Source organism: Acutalibacter muris (genome assembly GCF_002201475.1).
Lineage (GTDB): Bacteria > Bacillota > Clostridia > Oscillospirales > Acutalibacteraceae > Acutalibacter > Acutalibacter muris.
The window spans coordinates 487,157-509,613 of record NZ_CP021422.1 but is presented as its reverse complement, the minus strand read 5'-3'; the positions used below and the strand labels follow the sequence as shown (position 1 = coordinate 509,613).

At 58.5% G+C, this 22,457-nt stretch carries 23 protein-coding genes; 8 read left to right on the top strand and 15 right to left on the bottom strand.

Annotated features, from left to right (window positions below; all coding sequences use genetic code 11):
• Positions 1–3: 3 nt before the first annotated feature.
• The gene (locus tag ADH66_RS02460; RefSeq protein WP_066536116.1) at positions 4–999 is read left to right on the top strand and encodes a DUF4097 family beta strand repeat-containing protein; all 996 of its coding nucleotides are present in this window, start codon (positions 4–6) and stop codon (positions 997–999) included.
• Between the two features lie 64 nt (positions 1,000–1,063).
• Positions 1,064–2,854: a flavin reductase gene (locus ADH66_RS02455; RefSeq protein ID WP_066536119.1), complete on the top strand. Its 1,791-nt coding sequence runs from the start codon at positions 1,064–1,066 to the stop codon at positions 2,852–2,854.
• 211 nt (positions 2,855–3,065) lie between these two features.
• On the opposite strand, the gene ADH66_RS19815 is transcribed toward ADH66_RS02455, so the two are convergent.
• Both ADH66_RS19815 and ADH66_RS02450 read right to left on the bottom strand, forming a co-directional pair.
• A complete protein-coding gene (locus ADH66_RS19815) occupies positions 3,066–3,239 on the bottom strand; it encodes an Arc family DNA-binding protein (protein WP_157130607.1) in 174 nt (57 codons plus the stop codon).
• A gap of 25 nt (positions 3,240–3,264) precedes the next feature.
• The gene (locus tag ADH66_RS02450) at positions 3,265–4,287 is read right to left on the bottom strand and encodes an SPFH domain-containing protein (RefSeq protein ID WP_066536121.1); all 1,023 of its coding nucleotides are present in this window, start codon (positions 4,285–4,287) and stop codon (positions 3,265–3,267) included.
• A gap of 193 nt (positions 4,288–4,480) precedes the next feature.
• On the opposite strand from ADH66_RS02450, the gene ADH66_RS02445 reads away from it, so the two are divergent.
• Both ADH66_RS02445 and ADH66_RS02440 read left to right on the top strand, forming a co-directional pair.
• A complete protein-coding gene (locus ADH66_RS02445; protein WP_330397674.1) occupies positions 4,481–5,041 on the top strand; it encodes an ECF transporter S component in 561 nt (186 codons plus the stop codon).
• Positions 5,022–5,618, top strand: a complete 597-nt coding sequence (locus ADH66_RS02440; protein WP_066536124.1) for a uridine kinase family protein — start codon at positions 5,022–5,024, stop codon at positions 5,616–5,618. Before ADH66_RS02445 ends, ADH66_RS02440 begins: the two co-directional genes overlap by 20 nt.
• Positions 5,619–5,660: 42 nt before the next feature.
• Here the strand turns inward: ADH66_RS02440 and ADH66_RS02435 are convergent, their stop codons facing one another.
• From ADH66_RS02435 to ADH66_RS02425, 3 genes are all read right to left on the bottom strand, one after another.
• Entirely contained in the window at positions 5,661–7,769 is a 2,109-nt protein-coding gene (locus ADH66_RS02435; protein ID WP_066536126.1) for a glycoside hydrolase family 3 protein, read from the bottom strand.
• A 144-nt stretch (positions 7,770–7,913) separates the two neighbouring features.
• Entirely contained in the window at positions 7,914–9,011 is a 1,098-nt protein-coding gene (locus ADH66_RS02430) for an FIST signal transduction protein (protein ID WP_066536128.1), read from the bottom strand.
• A gap of 37 nt (positions 9,012–9,048) precedes the next feature.
• Positions 9,049–9,249: a hypothetical protein gene (locus ADH66_RS02425; RefSeq protein ID WP_066536130.1), complete on the bottom strand. Its 201-nt coding sequence runs from the start codon at positions 9,247–9,249 to the stop codon at positions 9,049–9,051.
• A gap of 226 nt (positions 9,250–9,475) precedes the next feature.
• Between ADH66_RS02425 and ADH66_RS02420 the strand changes: the two genes are divergently transcribed.
• Positions 9,476–9,829 carry a hypothetical protein gene (locus ADH66_RS02420; RefSeq protein WP_066536133.1) on the top strand — a complete coding sequence of 118 codons (354 nt, stop codon included), beginning with the start codon at positions 9,476–9,478 and terminating at the stop codon, positions 9,827–9,829.
• A 26-nt stretch (positions 9,830–9,855) separates the two neighbouring features.
• Here the strand turns inward: ADH66_RS02420 and ADH66_RS02415 are convergent, their stop codons facing one another.
• The gene (locus tag ADH66_RS02415; protein WP_066536134.1) at positions 9,856–10,872 is read right to left on the bottom strand and encodes a lactonase family protein; all 1,017 of its coding nucleotides are present in this window, start codon (positions 10,870–10,872) and stop codon (positions 9,856–9,858) included.
• A 91-nt stretch (positions 10,873–10,963) separates the two neighbouring features.
• Here ADH66_RS02415 and ADH66_RS02410 point away from each other — a divergent pair, with 91 nt between their 5' ends.
• Entirely contained in the window at positions 10,964–11,479 is a 516-nt protein-coding gene (locus tag ADH66_RS02410; protein ID WP_066536135.1) for a GNAT family N-acetyltransferase, read from the top strand.
• Between the two features lie 70 nt (positions 11,480–11,549).
• Positions 11,550–12,284, top strand: coding sequence for a MerR family transcriptional regulator (locus ADH66_RS02405; RefSeq protein ID WP_066536136.1), 735 nt, complete (start codon positions 11,550–11,552; stop codon positions 12,282–12,284).
• A gap of 40 nt (positions 12,285–12,324) precedes the next feature.
• Here the strand turns inward: ADH66_RS02405 and ADH66_RS02400 are convergent, their stop codons facing one another.
• From ADH66_RS02400 to ADH66_RS21450, 9 genes are all read right to left on the bottom strand, one after another.
• Positions 12,325–13,167 carry an SDR family oxidoreductase gene (locus ADH66_RS02400; protein WP_066536138.1) on the bottom strand — a complete coding sequence of 281 codons (843 nt, stop codon included), beginning with the start codon at positions 13,165–13,167 and terminating at the stop codon, positions 12,325–12,327.
• A gap of 12 nt (positions 13,168–13,179) precedes the next feature.
• Positions 13,180–14,574: a glucuronate isomerase gene (uxaC, locus tag ADH66_RS02395; RefSeq protein WP_066536139.1), complete on the bottom strand. Its 1,395-nt coding sequence runs from the start codon at positions 14,572–14,574 to the stop codon at positions 13,180–13,182.
• Position 14,575: 1 nt separating this feature from the next.
• Entirely contained in the window at positions 14,576–15,628 is a 1,053-nt protein-coding gene (locus ADH66_RS02390) for a mannonate dehydratase (protein WP_066536140.1), read from the bottom strand.
• Positions 15,625–17,667 (bottom strand): glycoside hydrolase family 2 protein, encoded by a 2,043-nt coding sequence (locus ADH66_RS02385; RefSeq protein ID WP_066536145.1) that lies wholly within the window; start codon positions 17,665–17,667, stop codon positions 15,625–15,627. Before ADH66_RS02385 ends, ADH66_RS02390 begins: the two co-directional genes overlap by 4 nt.
• A 128-nt stretch (positions 17,668–17,795) precedes the next feature.
• Positions 17,796–18,044 (bottom strand): 30S ribosomal protein S18, encoded by a 249-nt coding sequence (gene rpsR, locus ADH66_RS02380; RefSeq protein WP_066536148.1) that lies wholly within the window; start codon positions 18,042–18,044, stop codon positions 17,796–17,798.
• A gap of 46 nt (positions 18,045–18,090) precedes the next feature.
• The gene (locus ADH66_RS02375) at positions 18,091–18,567 is read right to left on the bottom strand and encodes a single-stranded DNA-binding protein (RefSeq protein WP_066536149.1); all 477 of its coding nucleotides are present in this window, start codon (positions 18,565–18,567) and stop codon (positions 18,091–18,093) included.
• Between the two features lie 40 nt (positions 18,568–18,607).
• Entirely contained in the window at positions 18,608–19,003 is a 396-nt protein-coding gene (gene rpsF / locus ADH66_RS02370) for a 30S ribosomal protein S6 (RefSeq protein ID WP_066536150.1), read from the bottom strand.
• Between the two features lie 220 nt (positions 19,004–19,223).
• Entirely contained in the window at positions 19,224–19,379 is a 156-nt protein-coding gene (locus ADH66_RS21455; protein WP_330397747.1) for an MmcQ/YjbR family DNA-binding protein, read from the bottom strand.
• 15 nt (positions 19,380–19,394) lie between these two features.
• Positions 19,395–19,589 carry an MmcQ/YjbR family DNA-binding protein gene (locus tag ADH66_RS21450; RefSeq protein WP_330397671.1) on the bottom strand — a complete coding sequence of 65 codons (195 nt, stop codon included), beginning with the start codon at positions 19,587–19,589 and terminating at the stop codon, positions 19,395–19,397.
• 113 nt (positions 19,590–19,702) lie between these two features.
• Here ADH66_RS21450 and ADH66_RS02360 point away from each other — a divergent pair, with 113 nt between their 5' ends.
• Entirely contained in the window at positions 19,703–22,453 is a 2,751-nt protein-coding gene (locus ADH66_RS02360; RefSeq protein ID WP_066536151.1) for an alpha-L-rhamnosidase, read from the top strand.
• The last annotated feature ends 4 nt before the right edge of the window (positions 22,454–22,457 follow it).

Genomic DNA, 22,457 nt, shown 5'->3' with positions numbered 1-22,457 from the left:
GAGATGAAGCTTAAAAAGAGCCAGATATTCACCATAACGGCCTGCGCCCTTGCCGCCCTATTCTTCGCCTCGGTGCTGGCCATCGGCCTTGCCGCCGAACCGGACAGGAGCGTTAATACAAAGATAGCCCGCGGCCATGAGAACGCCCTTGTCATCGACCCGGCCGAAGAGGAGATAGACAGCCTTGATATATCCTGGCTCACGGGCCCGGTTACGGTAGGTATAAGCCCCGACAATAAAATACACGTCACCGAGCGCAGCGCAAAGGCCATTGACGAGGCCGACCGCATGAAGGTGGAAACAGGCTCCGGCGCCCTCAAGATCCGCTGGGACGGCCAGTGGTTCCGCAAGTTCTTCAACGTGAACCTGGGCTGGTTCGGCCAGAAGGACAAGGAGCTGGAGGTGCTCCTGCCCCGGGAGCTAATGGTGGAGCTGGTCACCCTGGACGTTTCAAACACCAGCGGGGATATGTCCGTGGCGGGCTGCAAATCTGAGGATATGAGCGTGTCTACAGTAAGCGGCAGCCTCTCCCTCAGCTCCTGCTCCGCAGAGCGGATGGAGGTGAACACCGTCAGCGGGGAGGCTTTTCTAAACGAGATTTCCGCCACCGAGAGCTTAACGGTAAACACCGTCAGCGGCGTCATGGAGCTTGCGGGCGTTGACTCTGAGGCCCTTACCCTGGACACCGTTTCAGGGGGCTGCAAGCTGGACGGCCAGGTCCAGGAGCTTAACGTTAGCACCATCTCCGGCGATATATCCGCAAGCCTTTCGGCAGAGCCCCTTGATGTGGATATGGACTCCGTTTCCGGCCGATTAACGCTGGAGCTGCCCCCCGCTGCGGGTTTCACCGTGGAGCACGACTCTGTCTCCGGCAGCTTCCGCTCCGACTTCCCCACCGAGGACCTTGGGGGCGGCCGTGTGCGCTGCGGCAGCGGCGGCGCGGAAATACGCATGAACACCACCTCCGGCGGCATGGAGATAAAGCGGCGGGATATCTGATTGACAAACCTTAGTTATCTGGGTATAATATGGACAGAAACCCAATTCATAAAGGAGAGTCATAATGGAAATCACCCAGGATATCAAGTATGTCGGCGTAAACGACCATGAGGTTGACCTGTTCGAGGGCCAGTATCTGGTGCCAAACGGCATGGCCTATAATTCCTATGTGGTGCTGGACGAGAAGGTTGCCGTCTTCGACACGGTGGACGCGCACTTCACCCACCAGTGGCTGGATAACTTAGAGGGCGTCTTTGGGGGCCGCAAGCCCAGCTACCTTATAATCCAGCATATGGAGCCCGACCACGCCGGGAGCATTGCCGCTTTCATGCAGACCTATAAGGAGACCACCATCGTCTCCAGCGAGAAGGCCTTTGCCATGATGGGCCAGTTCTTCGGGGACGATTTTGCCGACCGCCGCCTCCTCGTCAAGGAGGGGGACACCCTCAATACCGGCAGGCACACCTTCGCCTTTGTGGCCGCCCCCATGGTCCACTGGCCCGAGGTCATCGTCACCTACGATACCACAGACAAGGTGCTGTTCTCCGCCGACGGCTTCGGCAAGTTCGGGGCCCTGGACGTGGAGGAGGACTGGGACTGTGAGGCCCGCAGGTACTATATCGGCATAGTGGGCAAGTACGGGGCCCAGGTCCAGGCGCTCTTAAAGAAGGCGGCGGGCCTGGACATACAGATCATCTGCCCCACCCACGGGCCGGTGCTCAAGGAGAATCTCGGCCACTATATCAAAAAGTATGACCTATGGTCCTCCTATACCCCCGAGAGCGAGGGCATAGTGATAGCCTATACCTCCATCTACGGCAACACCAAAAAGGCCGTGGAGCAGTTCGCGGAGAAGCTGCGGCAGAAGGGCTGCCCGAAGGTGGTTATACACGATCTGGCCCGCGCGGACATGGCCGAGGCCGTAGAGGACGCGTTCCGCTATAACAAGCTGGTGCTGGCCACCACCACCTATAACGCGGAGATATTCCCCTTTATGCGGGAGTTCATCACCCACCTCACCGAGCGGAACTTCCAGAACCGCACCGTGGCCCTTATCGAGAACGGCTCCTGGGCCCCCATGGCCGCCAGGGTCATGAAGGGGATGCTGGAAAAGTCCAAGAAGCTGACTATGGCGGAGCCGGTGGTCACTATCCGCTCCGCCCTCAGCGCCGAGAGCGGCGAGAAGCTGGAGACACTGGCCGCGAACCTCTGCCAGGACTATCTGGCCCGCCAGGATGACACTGCCGACAAGCACGACCTGACGGCCCTCTTTAATATCGGCTACGGTCTCTATGTCATCACCAGCAACGACGGCAAGAAGGACAACGGCCTTATCGTGAACACCGTCACCCAGGTGACCAACACCCCCAACCGCATCGCCGTTTGCATCAATAAGGACAATTACTCTCACCATGTGATAAAGCAGACCGGCATAATGAACATCAACTGCCTTTCCCAGGACGCGCCCTTCTCGGTGTTCCAGAACTTCGGCTTCCAGAGCGGGCGCTCTGCGGACAAGTTCGCGGGGCAGGAGATACTGCGCTCTGATAACGGGCTGGCGTTTCTGCCCATGTATATCAACTCCTTCATGTCGCTGAAGGTGGAGCAGTATGTGGACCTGGACACCCACGGTATGTTTATTTGCAGCGTCACCGAGAGCCGGGTTATATCCCATGTGGAGACTATGACGTACACCTACTATCAGCAGAACGTGAAGCCCAAGCCGGAGACGGAGGGTAAGAAGGGCTGGGTCTGCAAGGTATGCGGGTATGTGTATGAGGGGGACGAACTGCCGGAGGATTTTGTCTGCCCCCTGTGCAAGCATGGGCCTGCGGATTTTGAGAGGATAGAGTAAAAAGTTCGCCGGCCTTTCAAGGCCGCAGGGTGTGGGACAGAGTCCCACGGTCTTGCGACTGAGCGAAGCGAAGAAGCCAACTGATAAACCAAAACATTTTAGGACTTTTCCTTTGGAAAAGTCCTAATTTCTTTTTGTACATTTACAGCCTTCGGCGACTTAGGGGCTTTGCCCCTAAGAACCCCACAACCTTGAAAGGTTGACGAACTTTTTACTCCTCCGGCTTCTTTCCGCCCTTCCTCTTTCTTACGCACTCCGTCAGCAAAAACTCTATCTGCCCGTTGATAGAGCGAAAGTCCTCCTCCGCCCACTGTGCCAGCTCCCTCCAGAGGGTGGGCGATATCCTAAGCAGTATCTGCTTTTTGGCTTTCTCCTTCTCGTCCATAGGCAGTCTCCTGTTTCTTCTGTCGTTAATATATCGAGCCGCTGTTCACCACCGGCTGGGCATCCTTGCTGCCGCAGAGCACCACCAAGAGGTTACTGACCATGGCCGCCTTGCGCTCGTCGTCCAGGGCCACCACCTGGTCCTCATTGAGCTGGTCCAGGGCCATCTCCACCATGCCCACGGCCCCCTCTACTATCTTCTTCCGTGCAGCCACAATGGCCTCGGCCTGCTGGCGCTGGAGCATGGCCGCCGCTATCTCCGGGGCGTAGCTCAGATGAGTTATGCGCACCTCCAGTATCTCAAGGCCCGCTATAGCCACCCGTTCCTGTAAATCCTTTGTCATCATGGCGGCTATCTCCTGGCTGCTGCCACGAAGGGTCTTCTCGTTCTGGTCGTCCTCCTCGAAGAGGTCATAGGGGTACATCCTCGCTATGTTCCTGGTGGCCGAGTCGCACTGGGTGGAGAGGAACGTGCGGTAGTTCTGCACATTAAAGACAGCCTTGGTGGTGTCCACTATCCGCCAGATAACTATGGTGCCGATAATAATTGGGTTGCCCCGCTCGTCGTTTACGGTCTGCTTCTCGTTATTCAGTGTCATGGTCTTCAGGCTCACCTTTTTGTTGCCGCCGGAAATATTCACGCTGCCGTTGGCCCCCACCGACACGCTGCTTCGGTCCGAGCCCGGGTTCATGCCCGAGCAAAAGATGTTGGTCCAGAAGAAGCCGTCCTTCTTAATGGTGCCGTAATACTTGCCGAACAGGGTCAGCACCATGGCCTCGTTGGGGTTTATCACCTTGAAGCCCGCGCAGAGCACAAAGCCCAGCACCATGAGGATAATGCCGCCAAAAAGCATCACCAGGCCGGCGGCGCTGACCGCGTCCTCATTTCCCATCTCGATGCTGTACTGCACCACCCCGACTATACCCAGCACCATCACGGCTATGCCGCCCAGTATCAGCAGCAGGACCAGCGCCAGCATCCCAAAGCCGCTCAGGGTCTTTGCGGACTTCTCCTCATAGCGGTTGACTATCTTCTCGTTTTGTTCCATACCTTCAGTCCCCTTTCATATGTACGCGGGCCTTAGCTCGCTGTTTGATATCATTATAATATCAATGCGTATCTTTGTCAAGGCGTTTCAAAAGAAAATTTCTCCCGGAGAAAACGCTTGACTTCGAGTCTACTCAATATGTTATAATATGTCCACAATGGAAAAATGAAAAGGAGCTGCTTCAATGAAACCAATGACTAAAAACCTTGTTCTCTCCGCCATGTTCCTGGCCATCGGCCTGATTCTGCCCCTGTTCACCGCCCAGATTCCCCAGATAGGCCAGATGCTGCTGCCCATGCACATACCCGTCCTGCTCTGCGGCTTTGTATGCGGCTGGCAGAGCGGCGCCCTTGTGGGCTTTGTGCTGCCCCTTCTGCGGTCGGCCATATTCGGTATGCCGGTGTTCTTCCCCGCGGGCACGGCGATGGCCTTTGAGCTGATGACCTATGGTCTTGTGGCCGGGCTGCTCTACTCCCTGTCCAAATGGAAATGTATGCTGGCTCTCTACAGGAGCCTGGTAATCGCTATGCTGGCGGGGCGCGTGGTGTGGGGAGTCGTCCAGACAATCCAGCTGGGGGTCTTCGGCAGCGGCTTCTCGGTGCAGATGTTCCTGGCGGGAGCCTTCATCAACGCCCTTCCCGGCATACTGGCCCAGCTTATCCTCCTCCCCCTTATCATGCTGGCCCTGGGCCGCACCGGGCTTGTGCCCTTTAAGACGAAGCGGGATATGAACAATGAAAAGGCTGAAAGCTGACCTGGTCTCTGCCACGGGCGCAATTCTGGAATTCCTCGGCCAGTACCCCAAACGACCCATACTGCTTGCCATAGACGGACGCTGCGGGTCCGGGAAGACCACCCTGGCAGGGGCGCTGGAAAAAGAGGCGGGTGCGGCGGTGGTGCATATGGACCACTTCTTCCTGCGGGCCGAGCAGCGAACCCCGGAGCGCTTTAAAGAGCCCGGTGGGAACGTGGACCGGGAGCGGGTGCTGGAGGAGGTTCTGCTCCCCTTCAGGGCGGGCCGCCCGGTGGTATACCGGCCCTATGACGCGCACAAGCCCGCCCTGCTGGAGCCTGTGCGTCTGGAGCCCTCCCCTGTCACCGTTGTGGAGGGCTCCTATAGCTGCCACCCGGAGCTTTGGGACTATTACGACCTACGTATCTTTATGGACGTGGGGCCAAAAGAGCAGCTAAGGCGCATTAAGGCGCGGAACGGACCGGAGACCCTGGAGGTTTTCAAGGACAGATGGATTCCTCTGGAGGAGGCGTATTTTCGAGCTTTCTTGCCAGAGGAGAAATGCAACTTTTATATTGAGCTTGAATTTGCGGACTAAAAAAGTCGGGCCGTCCTTTTTAGGACAGCCCGGCTTTTTGGCTTATATCGTAGTTTCAAGCCTTACCGGCTCAGTGCCGGTAAGCTCCACACTCCGCCTGTCCGGCTGGGAGAACCCGGCGCAGACCTCGAAGTGCGATCCCCGCAGGGCCCGCACGCCGTCTTTATCCACCGTGGTGAACGCCCGCATGGGCAGCTCCACCGTCACGTCCCTGGTCTCCCCCTTTTCCAGCCTTATCCTCTGGAAAGCCCCCAGGGCCGGGTTCCTCGGTGCCCACTCCGTGTCCCCGGCTTTGACGTATACTTGCAGCACCTCCTCCGTGGGGTTCCCGCTGTTGCTGACGGTGACCCGCAGGAGGGCGGACTCCCCATCTTTTGAGGGCCGCTTTTCCCACTCCGCCTTAACGGCTTCGCAGCGGCCATAGGTCAGCCCATACCCGAAGGGGTAAAGGGGCGTGCCCTGATAGTAGCGGTAGGTGCGGTTCTCCATGGAGTAGTCGTTAAAGTCCGGCAGGTCCTCGGTGCTGTTGTAGAAGGTCACCGGCAGCTTGCCGGAGGGGGAGGCCTCTCCAAACAGCACCTGGGCCACGGCCCGGCCTCCCTCTGAGCCGGGGTACCAGGCCTGTAGGAGGGCCCCGGCCCTCTCCTGGGCGGCGCGCAGGTCCACGGAACTGCCGCTCATATTTACAAGCACCACCGGCTTGCCGCAGTCCAGCAGCTCCCCCATGAGCCGCTCCTGGGAGGCGGGCAGATGCAGGTCCTTTTTGTCTCCAGAGAAATATGCGTTGCCCGTATCTCCTTCTTCGCCCTCCAGGGTCTCGTCCAGGCCGGTGACCAGGATAACAACGTCGGAGAGCTCCGCCACCGCCTTTGCCTCGCTCAGTCTGTCGTCCGCATTCTGGGACAGCCCCTCGGTCTTGTCCTGGGAGAGATGGCAGCCCTCGGCGTATAGCACCCTCTTGCCCGCCGTCTCCGCAATATCCTGTATCCCCTCCAGCACGGTTATGTACCGGGAGGCCGTGCCGTGGTAGTTGCCGATAAGAGCACTGCGGCTGTTGGCGTTGGGGCCGACGACCCCTATAGTATGCAGCTCCTCCAGCTTTAAGGGCAGCAGGCCGTCATTTTTCAGCAGCACCAGGCTCTCCCTTGCCGCCCGCCGGGAGAGGGCCAGGTGCTCTCTGGTCTCCACGTCCAGACGGCCAAAGCCGTCATATTCCGTCTTGTCGAACATTCCCAGCAGGAACCGGGTGGTGAACAGCCGCACGCAGGACTCTGTCACGTACTTCTCCTCCAGCAGGCCCTCCTCCAGGGCATTCAGTATTCGCTGGTAGGTGCAGCCGCAGTTCACGTCGCAGCCGTTTTCCAGAGCCAGCTTCACCGACTCCTCTGGCCGCTTAGTTATCTTATGGTACTCGTGGAAATCCGCGATGGCCCAGCAGTCCGACACGAAGTGGCCCTCAAAGCCCCACTCCCCCCGCAGTACCTTTTGCAGGCTGGGGCTGCCGCAGCAGGGCTCGCCGTTGGTGCGGTTATAAGCGCCCATGACCGCCTCCACCTTACCCTCCTTCACACAGGCCTCGAAGGCGGGCAGATAGGTCTCCTCCATGTCCTTGGGGCTGGCCACGGCGTTAAAGCGGTGGCGCTCGGCCTCCGGGCCGGAGTGCACGGCGAAGTGCTTTGCACAGGCGGCGGCCTTCATATACTCCCCGTCCCCCTGTATTCCCTGAACAAAGGCCACACCCAGCCGGGAGGTCAGTTCCGGGTCCTCGCCATAGGTCTCGTGGCCCCGGCCCCAGCGGGGGTCCCGGAAGATGTTTACGTTGGGGGACCAGAAGGTGAGCCCCTTATAGATGTCCCTGTCCCCCCGGGCGCTGCTCTCGTTATACTTTGCCCGGCCCTCGGTGCTGATGCAGTCCCCCACCTGCCGCATAAGCTCCGGGTCGAAGGCCGCCGCCAAGCCGATAGCCTGGGGGAACATGGTGGCTGTCCCCGCCCGGGCCACTCCGTGCAGAGCCTCGTTCCACCAGTTATAGGCCGGTATCCCCAGCCGGGGTATGGCCGGGGCGTCGTATCTCAACTGTGAGGCCCTCTCCTCCGTGGTCATGCTTTCCACCAGCTCCTGGGCCCGTTTCCGGGCAGTCTCTCTATCCATGCGCACCGCTCCTTTTATAAAATTGGTTATATACATAATAACAGACGGTCGGGGAATTGGCAATGGGATATTCATAAATAAATGGAAGCCGTCCCAAAAGAGACGGCTTCCATATTCCAGCCCCGATCCGGGACTGAGAACAATTTATTTTATGACCAAAATTGTGGACGTTTCATTGATATGCCCGAAAAACGCTTCGCCATTAGTGGAGAAGCCTATGCTGGGATACCGCCCGAAAAGCTCACAGTAAGGCTCGACCTGGTTCTCCTTCTGCATCTCCAGAGTGCGGTAGAGACAGTTAAAGTTGATCAGGCCGGCGAGTTTATAGGTGATCGCCTGGTCCAGGGCCTTTCTGGTATCATCAACTATATCGCCGATCTCCAGAACATTGATCTCTGTCCCCTCCGGCAGACCACAGTGCAGGGTGATGCCGCCGTCCTGGATCTGATTGAAGGTACGGACGAAAATTTCGCCGTCAGCCACAACCCCCAAGGGATTGCTTACAAAGCAATTCTGAATATCCTCCTGGGCAACCCCCAAAACCTCGGCATAGACCTCGCCGCAGGGGCGTCCGTCAAATTCGTAAAGGATACGGTTGCGCATATCGGACTTAGTAACCAGCAGCTTGCGCTCTGACAAAATATGGGCGCTCTGGGTCTTGATCACATCGTAGCCGTTCACTGTTTTAAGTATTGCCAGCACTGCCGCGCCGCTATAGCTTTTGCCGTTGGCATAGACCAGCGATTCTCCGCTGTCGGCCGTGGAGGACGAGCCGCCCACAAAGAGAAGGTCTGTCACCGTTCCCAGGCGGTCCATAAAAATCTCCTCGGACTTCGCGCTGGACTCGAACATAACAAGCCCTACATAGCTCTCGTAATTGTTGATGACCTGCTCCACACCGCCAAAATAGCCGTGCATATCCTCCAGAACCCCTCTAAGGTCCGGCTCCGCGCTGATGTTTTCCACAACGCGCACGCAAACGTCCTCAACGCTCTCCTTATCCATCGCCATAATGCTGACCGCGCCGCTTGTAAACTCCCCGTCGCAATACTCGCTATGGGAGGTAGAGCCGATAATTTCGCTGTTGGGGAAAGCCTCCTTCAGAGCCGCCTGGGGCTCCTCATACACGCTGGAGGCAAAAAACAGCAACAGCTTCGGCTGGAAACCGGCCAAAGCTTCGCCGGCCTGCCGCGCCATATCCTGGCTATTTGTTCCCTTAATTAAAACCGTCTTGACTGCCAATATATTTCCCGCCTTTACATAGCAAATTTTGTAGACCTCAGACTATAATGCCAAATTCTTTGGCAACCTCGCGCACCTTTTTTATGGTAGCCGGATCATCGGGAGACACCGCAGTATATTTATCCACAGCAATCCCCTTTAGATACATCTTTGTCCGAACTGAATTTTCGATAACCAGGTTGCCTCTTCCCTTTTGGGTAATGACCTGCTGTATCATGTTATAGACCTGACCTGCCAATAAATTCACCTTCTCTCATAAAAAATCCCGACTAGCGCTGATAAAAGTATACTACACTAAGAGACAGCGCGCGAAACCGCCGCCCCCCATCATAATACAGTAATTTTAGCACGTATTCATAAAAATGTCAATTGTTTTTCTCAGCGGGCATTATATCCCCCGCTATTGCTATGTTGACATCCCCGGCCGATTCTGGTACAATATGATACAATTAGGAGGAGGTACCATGCCCAAAATAGACTCGGTGAAGTTCGACCTGTTCGACTTCCTTATCGCCACCGATCAGAGCGAACCCATCACTACCCAGCCGGAGATCGCGTTCAGCCTACAGACTCCCAACGACCCCTCTATGCCCCTGCGCGCCGTTATAGTGATGTTCGACTCCGGCAAAAGCAACGTCCTGCGTTTCCACGCCAGATGCCGGGTCAGTATCCGCTTTGAGCCCGGAGAGGACATATTGGAGGACAAGGAGCTCATCTCACAGTTCTACCGGCAGGCGTATATGCTGTTCTGCAAAAAGTCCAACGATACCCTCTGCGTTCTGGGCCAGAACCCTATGGTCTTCCCTGAACTGGAATAAGGAGTCCCCCAAGGGGACTCCTTTTTTCATTTATTTCCGGCCCATTTCACACATACCGCGCCGGGTATTTGCAGCTTTGCGGCACCTCCGGCAGGTATGCCCGGCCCCAGCTCAAACACCGCCACCTTTCCGGAGAGCTGATTCGCCGCCGCAAGATACCTACCGTCCGGGCTTATGCTGATGCTCCGGGGATATTTGCCGCCGCTTGAGAAGCTGCCCGCCGGTTCCAGGGTCCCCGGGTCCGCCGTGACCTTATAGCGGAATATCCTGTCAGAGCCCCGCACACTGGCGTATATAAACCTGCCCGCCGGGTCCAGCTGCACGTCAGCCGCGGTATCCCCCGGGGCGGGGGCGGTCTCATAGAGGGGGTACTCGTTGAGGAATTCCAGCGCAGAGCTACCGCTGTCATAGCAGTAGGTCCGAAGGGTCTGGCCCATCTCCGTCACAAGGTACAGAAACCTGCCGCTTGGGTGATACGCGAAATGCCTTGGCCCCTGGCCGGGAGCAACCCGCACAAAGGGCTGGCCCTCATGGGGCGCAAGCCTTCCGCCCGGGCCCACGCGGTACTGGAACAGCTTATCAAGCCCCAGGTCCGCCACGAACAGCCCAACCCCGTCGGGGGTAGGCCGGGCCGAGTGGATATGGGCCCGCTCCTGGCGCTTCTGGTCCGTTCCCCGGCCCTCGTGCTCTATAAACTCACAAAGCCTTTCTGTGCCCAGGTCAAACCCCGCAAGGCACCCGCCGGAGTAGCCCGAAGCATAGAGGAGGTTTCCCAGGGCCGTCACATGGCAGTACCCGCTGCCAGGGAGCGTCCAGCGGCGGTACTCCTTTTTGCCCGGCGAAAGCTCGATTATTGAGCCGCCCTCCGAAAGCTCCTCCACGGCGTAGACCTTATCGCCCACCGGCTGTAGGTATGAGGGGTCGGTAAGCCCGCCCCAGCTCTCCAGCACACTGAGATTTTTGCCGTCGAAGCCCAGGCGGTATATGCCGTCCCGGGGCTCCCCCTGGGTGTAGGTACCTGTCCAAAGCTGATAGTTTGTCATAATATAACCTGCTTTCTGTGTGTTTTATGTTGCAACGTATGGATATCTGTGATATAATTGACCACATAATTTGAAACAGGGAGTGATTGTAATGCTATACCTGAAGGAAGCGAACCTTGAGGACATTGAGAAGGAGTACCTGTTCATCACCGGTATGCCCAAGGACGAGTGCGGGTTTATGAACCCGGGCTCCGGGTGCACAAGGGAGGAGTTTGAGAGGGAAATACTGCCCGGATATATAAACCACTCCAAAGGTATCGGGATTAAGGAGGGCCGCGTGCCGGACACTGCTTTTTTTCTTTGGGAGGGCGATAACCTTGTGGGTCTGTTCAAACTGCGCCATTATCTGACAGAAGCCCTTGCTAACGGCGCGGGGCATATCGGCTATGAGATAGCCCCGGAGTACCGCGGGCGGGGCTATGCCACCGAGGGGCTGAGGCTCACTATAGAGAAAGCCTGGGAAATTATCCCGGAGGAGGAAATTTACATGTCCGTCAGGAGGGGGAACCCGGCCTCCCTGCGGGTGCAGGTGAAGAACGGCGCTTATGTGCACCATGAGGACGAGACCCACTTTTACACCCGGATAAAAAAGCCTGAAAAACTTTGAAATTTCCTCTTGACCTTCACCCTGCGTCATAGTTTATACTTCTGTCATACCTTTCAAAGGAGGACAGGTTATGATGACCATACATGAGCTCTCTGAGATATCCGGGGTGACGGCGCGCGCGCTCCGGCATTATGACGCTCTGGGGCTCTTAAAGCCCACGGCGGTCTCTGAAGCAGGCTACAGGCTGTATGACGATGCGGCCCTGGAACGCTTGCAGCAGATACTGCTCTTTCGGGAACTGGAGTTTCCCCTTCGGGAGATAAAGGCCATACTTGAGAGCCCGGGCTTTGACAAGAACCGAGCGTTGGAGCAGCAGATAACCCTGCTGGAGCTGAAAAAGGAGCATATTGAGAACCTGATACTCCTGGCAAAGGGCATAAAGCTGATAGGAGTGAACAGAAAAATGGATTTTACAGCGTTTGACACAAGCAAGATCGACCAGTACGCAAAAGAAGCCAAGGCTATATATGAGAACACCCCGGAGTATAAGGAGTTTCTGGAGAAGTCCAAGGACTGGACCCCGGAACGGGACAAGGCCATGGAAGCCCAGATAATGGGGATATTCGCACGGTTCGGGGAGCTGCGGGGGACAAACCCGGAGTCCCCGGAGGCAATGGCCCTCGCCCGGGAGCTTCAAGGCTTCATTACCGAGAATTTCTACGCCTGCTCGGATAAGACCCTTATGGGCCTGGGGAAGATGTACTCCGGCGGCGGGGACTTTACAGAGAGCATCGACAACACGGGCGGGCCGGGGACGGCTGAGTTCGCGGCGAAGGCCATAGCCGCCGCAACTGGTCTGGAATGAAAGTCAAAAGGGACTGCTTTTGCAGCCCCTTTTACTTTCGTTATACCCCCGAATATGCGGCGAATCCGCCATCGATGGGCAGCACCACCCCGGTGATGGCGCTGGCGGCCCTGTCGTCGCAGAGGAAGAATACCCCCCCGAGAAGCTCGCTGCTGTCCACAAAGCGGCCCATGGGCGTGCCCGTCAGTATCTTGCCGGAGCGGGTAGTGGGAGAACCGTCCTCGTTAAAGAGCAGGGCCCGGTTCTGGTCGGACACAAGAAAGCCCGGGGCAATGGCGTTGCAGCGTATGCCTGTCCCGGCGAAGTGCACAGCCAGCCACTGGGTAAAATTGCTGACGGCAGCTTTCGCCCCGGAGTATGCCGGTATCTTTGTCAGGGGCACGTAGGCGTTCATGGAGGAGATGTTCAGAATACAGCCGCGTTTCCTCTCCGCCATATCCCCGGCGAACACCTGGGTGGGCAGCAGTGTCCCCTGGAAGTTGAGCTTAAACACGAAGTCCACGCCCTCGGGCTCCAGGTCGAAGAAGGTCTTCTGGCCCTCCTTTGCCTCGTGCTGATACTCGTTGTCGGTGGTGGCCCGGGGGTTATTGCCCCCCGCGCCGTTTATCAGGAGGTCGCAGGGGCCAAGGTCCTTGAGTATGCGCTGATGCACGTCCTCAAGGCTCTCCTTACTGAGCACGTCCGCCTTGTATGCAAGGCAGGTCTCGTTCAGCTCCCGGCACTCAGCGGCCAGCTCCTCCACCGCCGGGAGGTTGATGTCCAGGGCCGCGACCTTCGCCCCGGCCTGGGCAAAGGCCCGGGCCATATCCCCGCAAAGCACGCCCCCTGCGCCGGTGACCACCACTACCTTGCCGGTGAAATCCACCTTGTAGGGCAGTTCCATATATATCACTCCTTAAAAGCCAAAGTAGTTTTTGGTATTGTTATATGAGAGGTCCGCCACTATTTTCTCAAGGCGCGGCCTGTCGTCCGGGTACTGGCCGCTCTCTACCCATTCGCCTATGAGTTCGCAGAGGACACGCCGGAAATATTCGTGCCGGGGATAGCTCAAAAAGGACCGGGAGTCGGTGAGCATACCCACGAACTGGCCCAGCACACCGTTACATGCCAGTTCCGTCAGCTGGGCGCGCATGCCCGGGCGGCTGTCGTTGAACCACCAGGCGCTGCCCAGCTGGAGCTTGCCTGGCACCCCGCCCCCCTGGAAAGTGCCCATGATGGACGCTATGGCGGCGTTGTCATTGGGATTCAGGGAGTAGAGTATCAGCTTCGGCAGGCCCGAGTTTTCCTCGATGGCATTCAGCAGCATCCCTAACTTTTCAGAGCCGGAGCGGTTGTTTATGGCGTCGCCGCCCACATCCCGGCCCAGCCTTCTCAGCATTGGCCTGTTCACGTCCCGCAGCGCCCCGAAGTGTATCTGCATCACCCAGCCTATTTCCACATACTTCTTCGCGCACTCCAAGAGCAGCAGCGTGCGGTACGCGTCGGCCTGAGCGGGGTCGATGGGCGCCCCGGCCATAGCAGCGCCGAAGGCGGCGTTCGCGGCGGCGGGCTCGGGAGGGGCGTACATCATGGAGTCAAGACCGTGGTCGGCGCAGAGGGCCCCGGCTTTCGCGAAGTCCTCTATGCGCTCAGTAAGGGCCGCGGCCACATCCTGGGCGGTCTGCAAGACCCGGCCCACCCGGGCGCTGAGCTTCCTGATGTACTCGCCAAAGCCCGGCTTCTCAAGGTTCACGGCGTTGTCCGGCCGGAAAGCGGGCAGCACCTTTATCTCCATGTCCGGGTCCTTTGCTATCTGTTCATGCCAGCAGAGCTCGTCGGCGGGATCGTCGGTGGTGCAGACGGCCCGGACGTTGAACTGACGCATGAGCCCCCGGGCGGAGGTCTTTTGCAGTGCCTTGTTCGCCCGGGTATAGATGCTGTCGGCGGTGTCGGGGGTAAGGGGCTCGTATATGCCGAAGGCCCGCTGGAGCTCGAGGTGGCTCCAGTGGTACACGGGGCTGCCCATAAGCTGGGGCATAACACTGGCAAAGGCCCGAAACTTCTCCCGGTCCGGGGCGTTCCCGGTGACTAAGTCCTCCGTGCAGCCCGCGGCGCGCAGGAGCCTCCATTTATAGTGGTCGCCACCCAGCCAGACCTCGGTTATGGACTGGAATTTTTTGTCCTCGGCTATCTCCCTTGGAGAGAGATGGCAGTGGTAGTCAAGGATGGGCATATTTTTTGCCGTACCGTGGAAGAGCTCCCGTGCGGTTTCGGTGCTTAAAAGAAAATCCCTTCCCATGAATTTTTGCATATTATATCGTCTCCAGTCTTCCGCCATTAGCCTCAATAAGGCCGTTTATATACGCCGTGCCCAGGGCCCGGTCATATAGGCCGTAGCCGGGCTTCCCGCCCTCGCCCCAGATGTCCCTGCCGTGGTCGGGTCTGAACCCTCCGTCAAAGCCTGTCTCTACCAGGGCCCTGACTATGGCGTTCATGTCAAGTGACCCGGCCTCTGAGCGGTGCCCACACTCCTCAAAGCTGCCGTCCTCTAATATCTTCACGTTCCGAAGGTGCATAAAGCCTATGCGGCCCATAGCGGAATATTTGCGGGTCAGGGCCGGGATATCGTTCCCCCTCGAGCAGCCCAGGGAGCCGGTGCAAAGGCACAGGCTGTTTGAGGAACTGTCCACAATGGAGAGGTAGCGGTCCAGGTTCTCCTCGCAGGTTATCACCCTCGGCAGGCCGAAGATGGGATAGGGCGGGTCGTCGGGGTGCAGGGCCATGATAACGCCGCACTCCTCGGCCACAGGTATCACCTTCTTTAGGAAGTAGGCGATATTCTCCCAGAGGCCCTCCTCTCCCAGTTCCCCATAGGCCTTTATAAGCTCCCTCACCTCGTCCTGAGTATAGCTGGAGTCCCAGCCGGGGAGATGGATATCCTCCTTTAAGGGGTCCAAATCCCTTAACTGGTCCCAGTACATCACAAGGCTCTTTGAGCCGTCCGGGGCCGGTCTGTCCAGCTGGGTGCGGGTCCAGTCGAAGACCGGCATGAAGTTATAGGTCACGCACCTTACGCCAACCTCTGCGCAGCGGCGGATATTCTCGCAGTAGTTTTCAATATGCCTGTCCCGGCTGACGCCCCCAAGCTTGATGTCCTCGGTGACAGGTATGGACTCCACTACGTCGAACACCAGACCGTTGTCCTTGCAGAGCTTCGCCATGTGCTCCAGTCTCTCCAGGGGCCAGACCTCCCCGGGGGGCACGTCGTACACGGCTGATACTATGGAGCGCATACCGGGTATCTGGCGGATATTCTCTAAGGTCACCGGGTCGCTCTCTCCATACCAGCGGAAACTGCTTTTCATTCTTCGTAACCTCCCTCGGGCTTGCCGACCATTGCCGTCAGGTCAGGCATCTTGAACCAGTTGGGGGCACCCTTGCGGGGGTCCTCGTCGGGGGCGGGCACGGTGTAGACCCCCGGCTCCCGGTCAACCTTTTCCAGGACTATAGAATCCCGGGCGCTGCCGGCGGAGGCCGTAACAGTGTTCATGCCCTCCTTCAGGGCCACTTCAAATACAAACACCTTACAGGCGCTCTGCTCGGCGTACAGGCTGCCGTTAAGATACAGTGACACGGTGGGCTGATTTGAGTAGACGCGTATCTCCGTAGTCTCCCCGGCCCGCTGGGCATAGCGCCGCCCGCAGATATGCACCATGGGCTTATCCGTCCAGTAGGCCTGGTAGATATAGAAGCTGTCCTTGCGTATCTTGCGGTCCATACTGACAAGGCCCTTATTGTTGCGGCCCTTAACGCCGCCCTCGTTCCTGAAGGAGCAGCCGAAGTCGAACATATTCCACACGTGGGAGGACCACATCCAGGGCCTTTCCGAGAGGACCTGGGCCATATGCTCGTGGTACCGGGCCTGGTAGTCCTCGCTATAGTCCTTGCAGGCGGGCTCCGGCCCGTGGTAGGTGATTATCCCCTCGCAGCCGTATTCCGAGAGACCCAAAGAGCGGTGGGGATACTTCTTGTGGTACTCGTCCAGCCAGGGGCCGTTGTCCTCTGTTTTGCCGCCGTACCAGCCAAAGTAGAGGTTATAGCTCTCCACATCGGCTATGTCGTGGAGAGGGGCTTCGCCGGGGGTCATGCTCACGTGGGCAATGGTGGTAAGCCTTGTGCCGTCCAGCTTGTGGGCCAGGTGGTTGAGCTCCTTATGGTTCTCCACCAGCTGCTCTGAAATGCCGCCGATGAGTATCTCGTTAGAGAGGCCCCAGAAGCAGATGGAGGGGTGGTTGAAGTTTTGTACTATCAGCTCCGTAAGCTGGGACTTGCAGTTCTCATGGGCCTCGGGGGTGGGGTCGAAAACGCTGATAAAGGGTATCTCTGCCCATACCACGAACCCCAGCTCATCGCAGGCGTCATAGAAGTCCTGGGAGTGCTGGTAGTGGGCAAGGCGTATTGTGTTGGCGCCCAGCTCCTTGATTATCCTCGCGTCCTCCCAGTGCTCCTCTTTAGTCAGGGCGTTGCCCTTATAGAGCCGGTCCTGGTGGCGGCACACTCCACGAAGGGGCAGGGGCCTGCCGTTGAGGATAAAGCCCTTATCCGGGTCCACGGAGAAGCTGCGCACACCGGATTTTACTGTAACCTCGTCCACCACCTCGTTACGCCGGACTATCCGGGCGGTGACGGTGTAGAGGTAGGGGGCATCGGGACTCCAGAGGTGAGCGCAGGGCACCGGGAGCTTCACGTCCGGGCTCTCAGAGGGACGGACGGCTCCGGCAACCTCCTTGCCGTCCTTATCGTATATGCTGTAGCTCACGGTATAGTCGGGGCCGGGGTTTGTGATAAAGCTGCGCAGCTCGAACTCCCCGGAGCCGTCGGCCATTGGAGCAGCGGACACGTCGAAGCCCTCGCCGCCGGCGAAGTCCATGTCGAAACGGGTGGCAGGGACCGATACTATGTCCACCCCCCTATAGAGCCCGCCGTAGAAGGTGAAGTCCGCGGCCTGGGGGTAGATACCCGTGCGCTCCTTATTGGAACAGAGTATGCAGAGAAGATTCGGGCCCTCCTCCTTGCAGAGCTCCGTCACGTCGGCCCGGAAAAGGGAGTAGCCCCCCTTATGCTCGCAGGCCTTTTGGCCGTTCACCCAGACCTCTGCCTCCTGCCCGGCGGCGTGCACCTGTATATAGACCCGGCCCCCGGGAAGGGGCTGGCGGGGGGTCTCAAACTCTCTTGCGTACCAGTAGCTGCCCCGGTTGTAGCCGCCGTTGCCGTCGTGGCCGTCCACGGCGTTCCAGGTGTGGGGAAGGTCCACTGTAGGCCAGTCTGCCGGCAGAAGCTGGGGCATTGGCACTTCCTTTTGCAGGAAACGCCAGCCGTTGTTGATATTTATAACCTTGCGCATAATTTCCTCCTTTTGTTTTCTTGGCTCTTGTAGGTATTATACAATAAAACCCGGGGAATGGCAAGGAATTATTTGGGATAAAACAAAGAACACCCCGGCCTCCGCCAGGGCGTTCTCAACAAAATAAATCAGTCGCTGGTATAGGGCAGCAGCGCCAAATGCCTTGCGCGCTTGATGGCCACGGTCAGCTCCCTCTGGTGGCGGGCACAGGTGCCTGTCACGCGGCGGGGGAGGATCTTGCCGCGCTCGGAAATGAAGCGGCGCAGCTTGGCCACGTCTTTATAATCGATGAACTCCGCCCGGTCCACGCAGAAGGTGCAGACCTTCTTGCGCCCCTTGCGCCCGCGGCGAATCTCCCTTTCGGGTCTCTCTGGCATAGGATTAACCTCCTTCTCTACAAATATGGAGCGCCCCGCTAGATACTTAGAAGGGCAGGTCCTCGTCTACGAACAGATCTTCAAACTTGTCGCTGTCCCCGCTGGAGAAGGCCGGGGCCGGCTCCTTGGGGGCTGGATCGGCGGGCGGGGCAAAGCTCCCCGCATAGCTGCCGCCGTAAGAATCGTCGCCGCCGGATTCCCGCTTGGAGCCGCAGAAATTTACGTTATCGGCCACGATCTCAACGGCCGTGCGCTTATTGCCCTGCTTGTCCTCATAGTTCCGGGTCTGTATCCTGCCGTTGACGGCGATCATCTGGCCCTTCTGGAAATACTTGCAGACAAACTCGGCGGTGCCTCTCCAGGCCACCACGTCGATAAAATCCGTCTGGCGCTCGCCCCCGTCCCGGGAGCTGTAGGAGCGGTCCACGGCCACGCGGAAGCTTGTGACGGACACCCCGGAGGGGGTGGTCCTCAGCTCCGGCGCCGCCACCAGCCTGCCCATTATCACGGCTATATTCAGCATACTGCGACGACTCCTTCCAAAGTGAATTACCCTTTAAAGCTTACTCAGCGGTCTCCTCTACCGCCTCGGCGGCGATAGCCTCAACGTCGATACCGGCCTCCTCGGACTTCTGGGCCCTCTGCTGGGGCTTCGCCAGGTGGCGGGGGTCGCGCTTGACGATAAGGGTACGCATGATGCCGTCGGTGATCTGATAGCGGCGGTCAAGCTCGGCGGTGAACTCGGGGCCGCTCTCAAAGCTTATAAGCGTGTAGTAGCCCTCGGTCTGCTTCTCGATGGGATAGGCGAAGCGGCGCTTGCCCCAGTCGTCAACATTCTGTACAGTGCCGTGCTCGGCGATCAGGTTCTTAAAGCGCTCCACCAGGGCGGCGCTGCCCTCCTCGCCCAGCTTCGCGGACGTGACGATGACGGTCTCGTAGAGATTTTTGCCTTCTGCCATTTGTATTGCACCTCCTTTTGGCCTTATGGCCCCGGGCCCTCATAGATTTGCCCGGGGCAAGGAAGTTTGAAACCCTGTCTCAAACAACCTATATATTATAGCACAAAACGGGGGATTGTCAAGGGGCCGGGGCGGGGAATTTTGCGGGCCCGCCGGGGAATTAATCTTGCAGATACCCCCTATCTTTTTCCGCAGAACCATGGTAAAATGAAAGGGAACGCTACGCCCCCAGTATCTCCCTCTGCCTATACTTCGGCAGGCCTTTAAGCACCAGCTCATAGGAGCGGTCCAGCATGGTTTTCAGCACCTCGTCGGGCACCGCGCCGTCGGGGTTTATGGAGTTCCAGTGCTGCTTATTGGAATAGTACCCCGGGATAACGTCCCCCTCGTACTAGGCCCTATAGCTCTCCCCCTCTGCGGGCTCAAGCTTCAGGTTGATGTAGTAGGGCTTATTCTCACCATCCAGACATATGGCCGTGAACATCTTGCCGCCTATATGATAGCGCCGCCAGTTCCAGCTCTCCTGCAGGTCCTTTGTGACACCGGGCTTTCCCATTAAATATTCGTCTATCCATTCATACCGCATACTTTTACACTCCCCATGCTTTTTGTAAGATTATAACAGAAGCCAAAGGGCGCCGTCAAGGCGCACGCGGTATAATAACCAAACACCCAGCTGCATGAAAGAAGGTAATCAAAATGAAACTGTCCCATCTGCGCACGAATCACGTGAAGGAGCCCCTGGGCCTTAATATGTCCCGACCGGTATTCACCTGGACGGCTTACGACACCCCGGACAAGAAGCAGGCCGCCGCACAGATCACCGTGAGCCTGGAGGGCAAAACGGTCTTCGACAGCGGCAGAGGGGAGGACATCTCCTCCCTGGGGTATGAGGCCCCTATAGAGCTGCTGCCCCGCAAGAGGTACGGCTGGACGGTGACTGTCTGGGGCGACGGCGGGGACTGCGCCAGCGCCAGCTCCTATTTTGAGACCGCCAAGCAGGACGAACCCTGGCAGGCCAAATGGATAGCGGCAGCCTCCTCCGGGGAGTTCGCCGACAAGGAGCGCCAGCCGCTTCTCGCCAAGGATATCAGCCTGTCCGGCAACGTGGCCAGCGCCCGGGCCTATGCCTGCGGCGTGGGTATTTACGAGCTGTGGATAAACGGCAAAAAGGCCGGGGACGAGTACCTGCTGCCCGGCTATCACTGCTATGACTTTAACCTGGAATACCAAACCTTCGACGTGACGGAACTCCTGCGGCAGGGGGGGAACACCGTGGGCCTTGCCCTGGGCCCGGGCTGGTACAAGGGGGACATGATCTTCGACCGCTACCACGACCTGTACGGCGACACCCTGCACGCCATATGCGAGCTGCACGTTACCTATGAGGACGGCAGCAAGGCGGTCTTCGGCACGGACGACAGCTGGCGGGCATACCCCTCCCCGGTGACCTTCAGCAATATCTACGACGGCGAGCACTTCGACGCGAACCTCTCCGTCCCCGGCTGGAGCGAGCCCGGGTGCAAAGCTGAGAGCTTCGGCACGGTGGTATATGAAGAAAAAGTCCCCCTTGTGGCCCGGCGTGGCCCGAAGATAGTGAAGAAGCAGGAGTTCGCGCCCATCGAGGTGATACATACCCCTAAAGGCGAGACAGTTTTGGACTTCGGCCAGAACATGACCGGCTGGGTGGAGTTCAACGCGGATGCGCCGGGGGGCAGCGTTATAAAGCTCAGCTACGGCGAGGTCATGCAGAACGGCTGCTTCTACCGGGACAACCTGCGCACGGCAAAGGCCGAGTATATCTATACCTCCGACGGCAAAAAGCGGCGGGTGCGGCCACACTTCACCTTCTACGGCTTCCGCTATGTAAAGGTGGAGGGCGTGGAGATGGTCTGCCCCGGGGACTTTACCGCCTGCCATATTCGCTCTGACATCGACCCCATCGGCAGCATTGAGACGGACAACGTGCGGGTAAACCAGCTGTTCCACAACGCCATGTGGGGCCAGTTCGACAACTTCCTGGACCTGCCCACCGACTGCCCCCAGCGGGACGAGCGCCTGGGCTGGACCGGGGACGCGGCCATAATCAGCGCCGCCGCCTGCAAGAATATCTATATGCCCGCCTTCTTCCACCACTTCATCGAGAATGTGGGTATGGAGGAGGAATACCACGGCGGGGCCGTGCCCTTCTACGTTCCCGCGCCCAAAAAGGCCAAGCCCGGGACCACCGGCATAGACGTGGACCCCGCCGACTTCATGTCCCTCCCCGAGGGGGATATGGCCGCATTTGATGCCGCCATAGACAAGTACCCGGAGCTGAGGGCCGCCGTGGACGCCCTGCCCGAGGCAGAGCGCGCCGATTTTGCGGTAAAGGTGATAACAGAGAACTTCAGCTTTGAGCACGGCAACAGAAAGGGCGCGGCCATCTGGAGCGACGTGGCCACCATGATGCCCTGGGCGGTGTACGAGAACTATGGCGACCTGAACCTGCTGCGGGCCGAGTACCCGGTAATGAAAACCTGGGTGGAGCGCATGAGAAGGGACGACACGGAGGACGGCGGCAGGGGCCTGTGGCTCCGGGGACGGCAGCTTGGAGACTGGCTGGCTCTCGACAAGCCTGACCCCAAGGACGCGGAGAACCCCTTCGGGGCCACGGATTTGCAGTATACTGCCAGCTGCTTCTATTTCTACTCCACGGAGCTTACCATGAAGGCCGCAAGGGCCCTGGGCTATGCGGAGGACGCGGAGGACTACGCGGCCCTCTCTCAGAAGATAAGGGGCGCAGTCATAAGCGAGTATTTCAACCCGGACGGCAGCTTTAAAATAGAGGGCACCCAGACCGCCTGCGTCCTGAGCCTGTTCTTCGGGATATACCCCAAGGGCAAAAAGGACGTGGTGCTGGAGCAGCTAAAGTCAAGGCTCAGGGCCAAGGACTGGCATTTGGACACCGGCTTCTGCGGCACGCCCTTCCTGTGCCGGGCGCTGTCGGACAACGGGGCCAACGACATCGCCTATACCTTGTTCCTCAACGACGACTTCCCCAGCTGGCTGTACGAGGTGAAGCTGGGGGCCACCACGGTTTGGGAGCGCTGGAACTCCCTTCTGCCTGACGGCTCTATCAGCGGCACCGGCATGAACAGCCTGAACCACTACGCCTACGGCTCCATAGTCGACTGGATGTACAGGAATATGGCGGGTCTCTGCCCCAGCGAGGAGAAACCGGGCTATAAGCGGGTTACCATATGCCCCATGCCCGACCCGCGTATTCGGAGCGTCAAAATGGAGATGGACACCGCCTCCGGGCTCTATAAGGTGGGCTGGAGGTACGACGGGGACAAGCTCCGCTATAATATCGAGGTGCCCTTTGACTGCACAGCCGATATCATGCTGCCCTGCGGAAGAATCGAGAAGGTGGGCGCGGGTAGCTATGCTTTTGACGATACGCTTTAAGATT

What these genes read in the sequence shown, in the direction of transcription:
- ADH66_RS02460 (WP_066536116.1), top strand. Translation starts at nt 4, where the DNA reads ATGAAGCTTAAAAAGAGCCAGATATTCACCATAACGGCCTGCGCCCTT.
- ADH66_RS02455 (WP_066536119.1), top strand. Translation starts at nt 1,064, where the DNA reads ATGGAAATCACCCAGGATATCAAGTATGTCGGCGTAAACGACCATGAG.
- ADH66_RS19815 (WP_157130607.1), bottom strand. Translation starts at nt 3,239, where the DNA reads ATGGACGAGAAGGAGAAAGCCAAAAAGCAGATACTGCTTAGGATATCG.
- ADH66_RS02450 (WP_066536121.1), bottom strand. Translation starts at nt 4,287, where the DNA reads ATGGAACAAAACGAGAAGATAGTCAACCGCTATGAGGAGAAGTCCGCA.
- ADH66_RS02445 (WP_330397674.1), top strand. Translation starts at nt 4,481, where the DNA reads ATGACTAAAAACCTTGTTCTCTCCGCCATGTTCCTGGCCATCGGCCTG.
- ADH66_RS02440 (WP_066536124.1), top strand. Translation starts at nt 5,022, where the DNA reads ATGAAAAGGCTGAAAGCTGACCTGGTCTCTGCCACGGGCGCAATTCTG.
- ADH66_RS02435 (WP_066536126.1), bottom strand. Translation starts at nt 7,769, where the DNA reads ATGGATAGAGAGACTGCCCGGAAACGGGCCCAGGAGCTGGTGGAAAGC.
- ADH66_RS02420 (WP_066536133.1), top strand. Translation starts at nt 9,476, where the DNA reads ATGCCCAAAATAGACTCGGTGAAGTTCGACCTGTTCGACTTCCTTATC.
- ADH66_RS02415 (WP_066536134.1), bottom strand. Translation starts at nt 10,872, where the DNA reads ATGACAAACTATCAGCTTTGGACAGGTACCTACACCCAGGGGGAGCCC.
- ADH66_RS02410 (WP_066536135.1), top strand. Translation starts at nt 10,964, where the DNA reads ATGCTATACCTGAAGGAAGCGAACCTTGAGGACATTGAGAAGGAGTAC.
- ADH66_RS02405 (WP_066536136.1), top strand. Translation starts at nt 11,550, where the DNA reads ATGATGACCATACATGAGCTCTCTGAGATATCCGGGGTGACGGCGCGC.
- ADH66_RS02400 (WP_066536138.1), bottom strand. Translation starts at nt 13,167, where the DNA reads ATGGAACTGCCCTACAAGGTGGATTTCACCGGCAAGGTAGTGGTGGTC.
- uxaC (WP_066536139.1), bottom strand. Translation starts at nt 14,574, where the DNA reads ATGCAAAAATTCATGGGAAGGGATTTTCTTTTAAGCACCGAAACCGCA.
- ADH66_RS02390 (WP_066536140.1), bottom strand. Translation starts at nt 15,628, where the DNA reads ATGAAAAGCAGTTTCCGCTGGTATGGAGAGAGCGACCCGGTGACCTTA.
- ADH66_RS02385 (WP_066536145.1), bottom strand. Translation starts at nt 17,667, where the DNA reads ATGCGCAAGGTTATAAATATCAACAACGGCTGGCGTTTCCTGCAAAAG.
- rpsR (WP_066536148.1), bottom strand. Translation starts at nt 18,044, where the DNA reads ATGCCAGAGAGACCCGAAAGGGAGATTCGCCGCGGGCGCAAGGGGCGC.
- ADH66_RS02375 (WP_066536149.1), bottom strand. Translation starts at nt 18,567, where the DNA reads ATGCTGAATATAGCCGTGATAATGGGCAGGCTGGTGGCGGCGCCGGAG.
- rpsF (WP_066536150.1), bottom strand. Translation starts at nt 19,003, where the DNA reads ATGGCAGAAGGCAAAAATCTCTACGAGACCGTCATCGTCACGTCCGCG.
- ADH66_RS21450 (WP_330397671.1), bottom strand. Translation starts at nt 19,589, where the DNA reads ATGCGGTATGAATGGATAGACGAATATTTAATGGGAAAGCCCGGTGTC.
- ADH66_RS02360 (WP_066536151.1), top strand. Translation starts at nt 19,703, where the DNA reads ATGAAACTGTCCCATCTGCGCACGAATCACGTGAAGGAGCCCCTGGGC.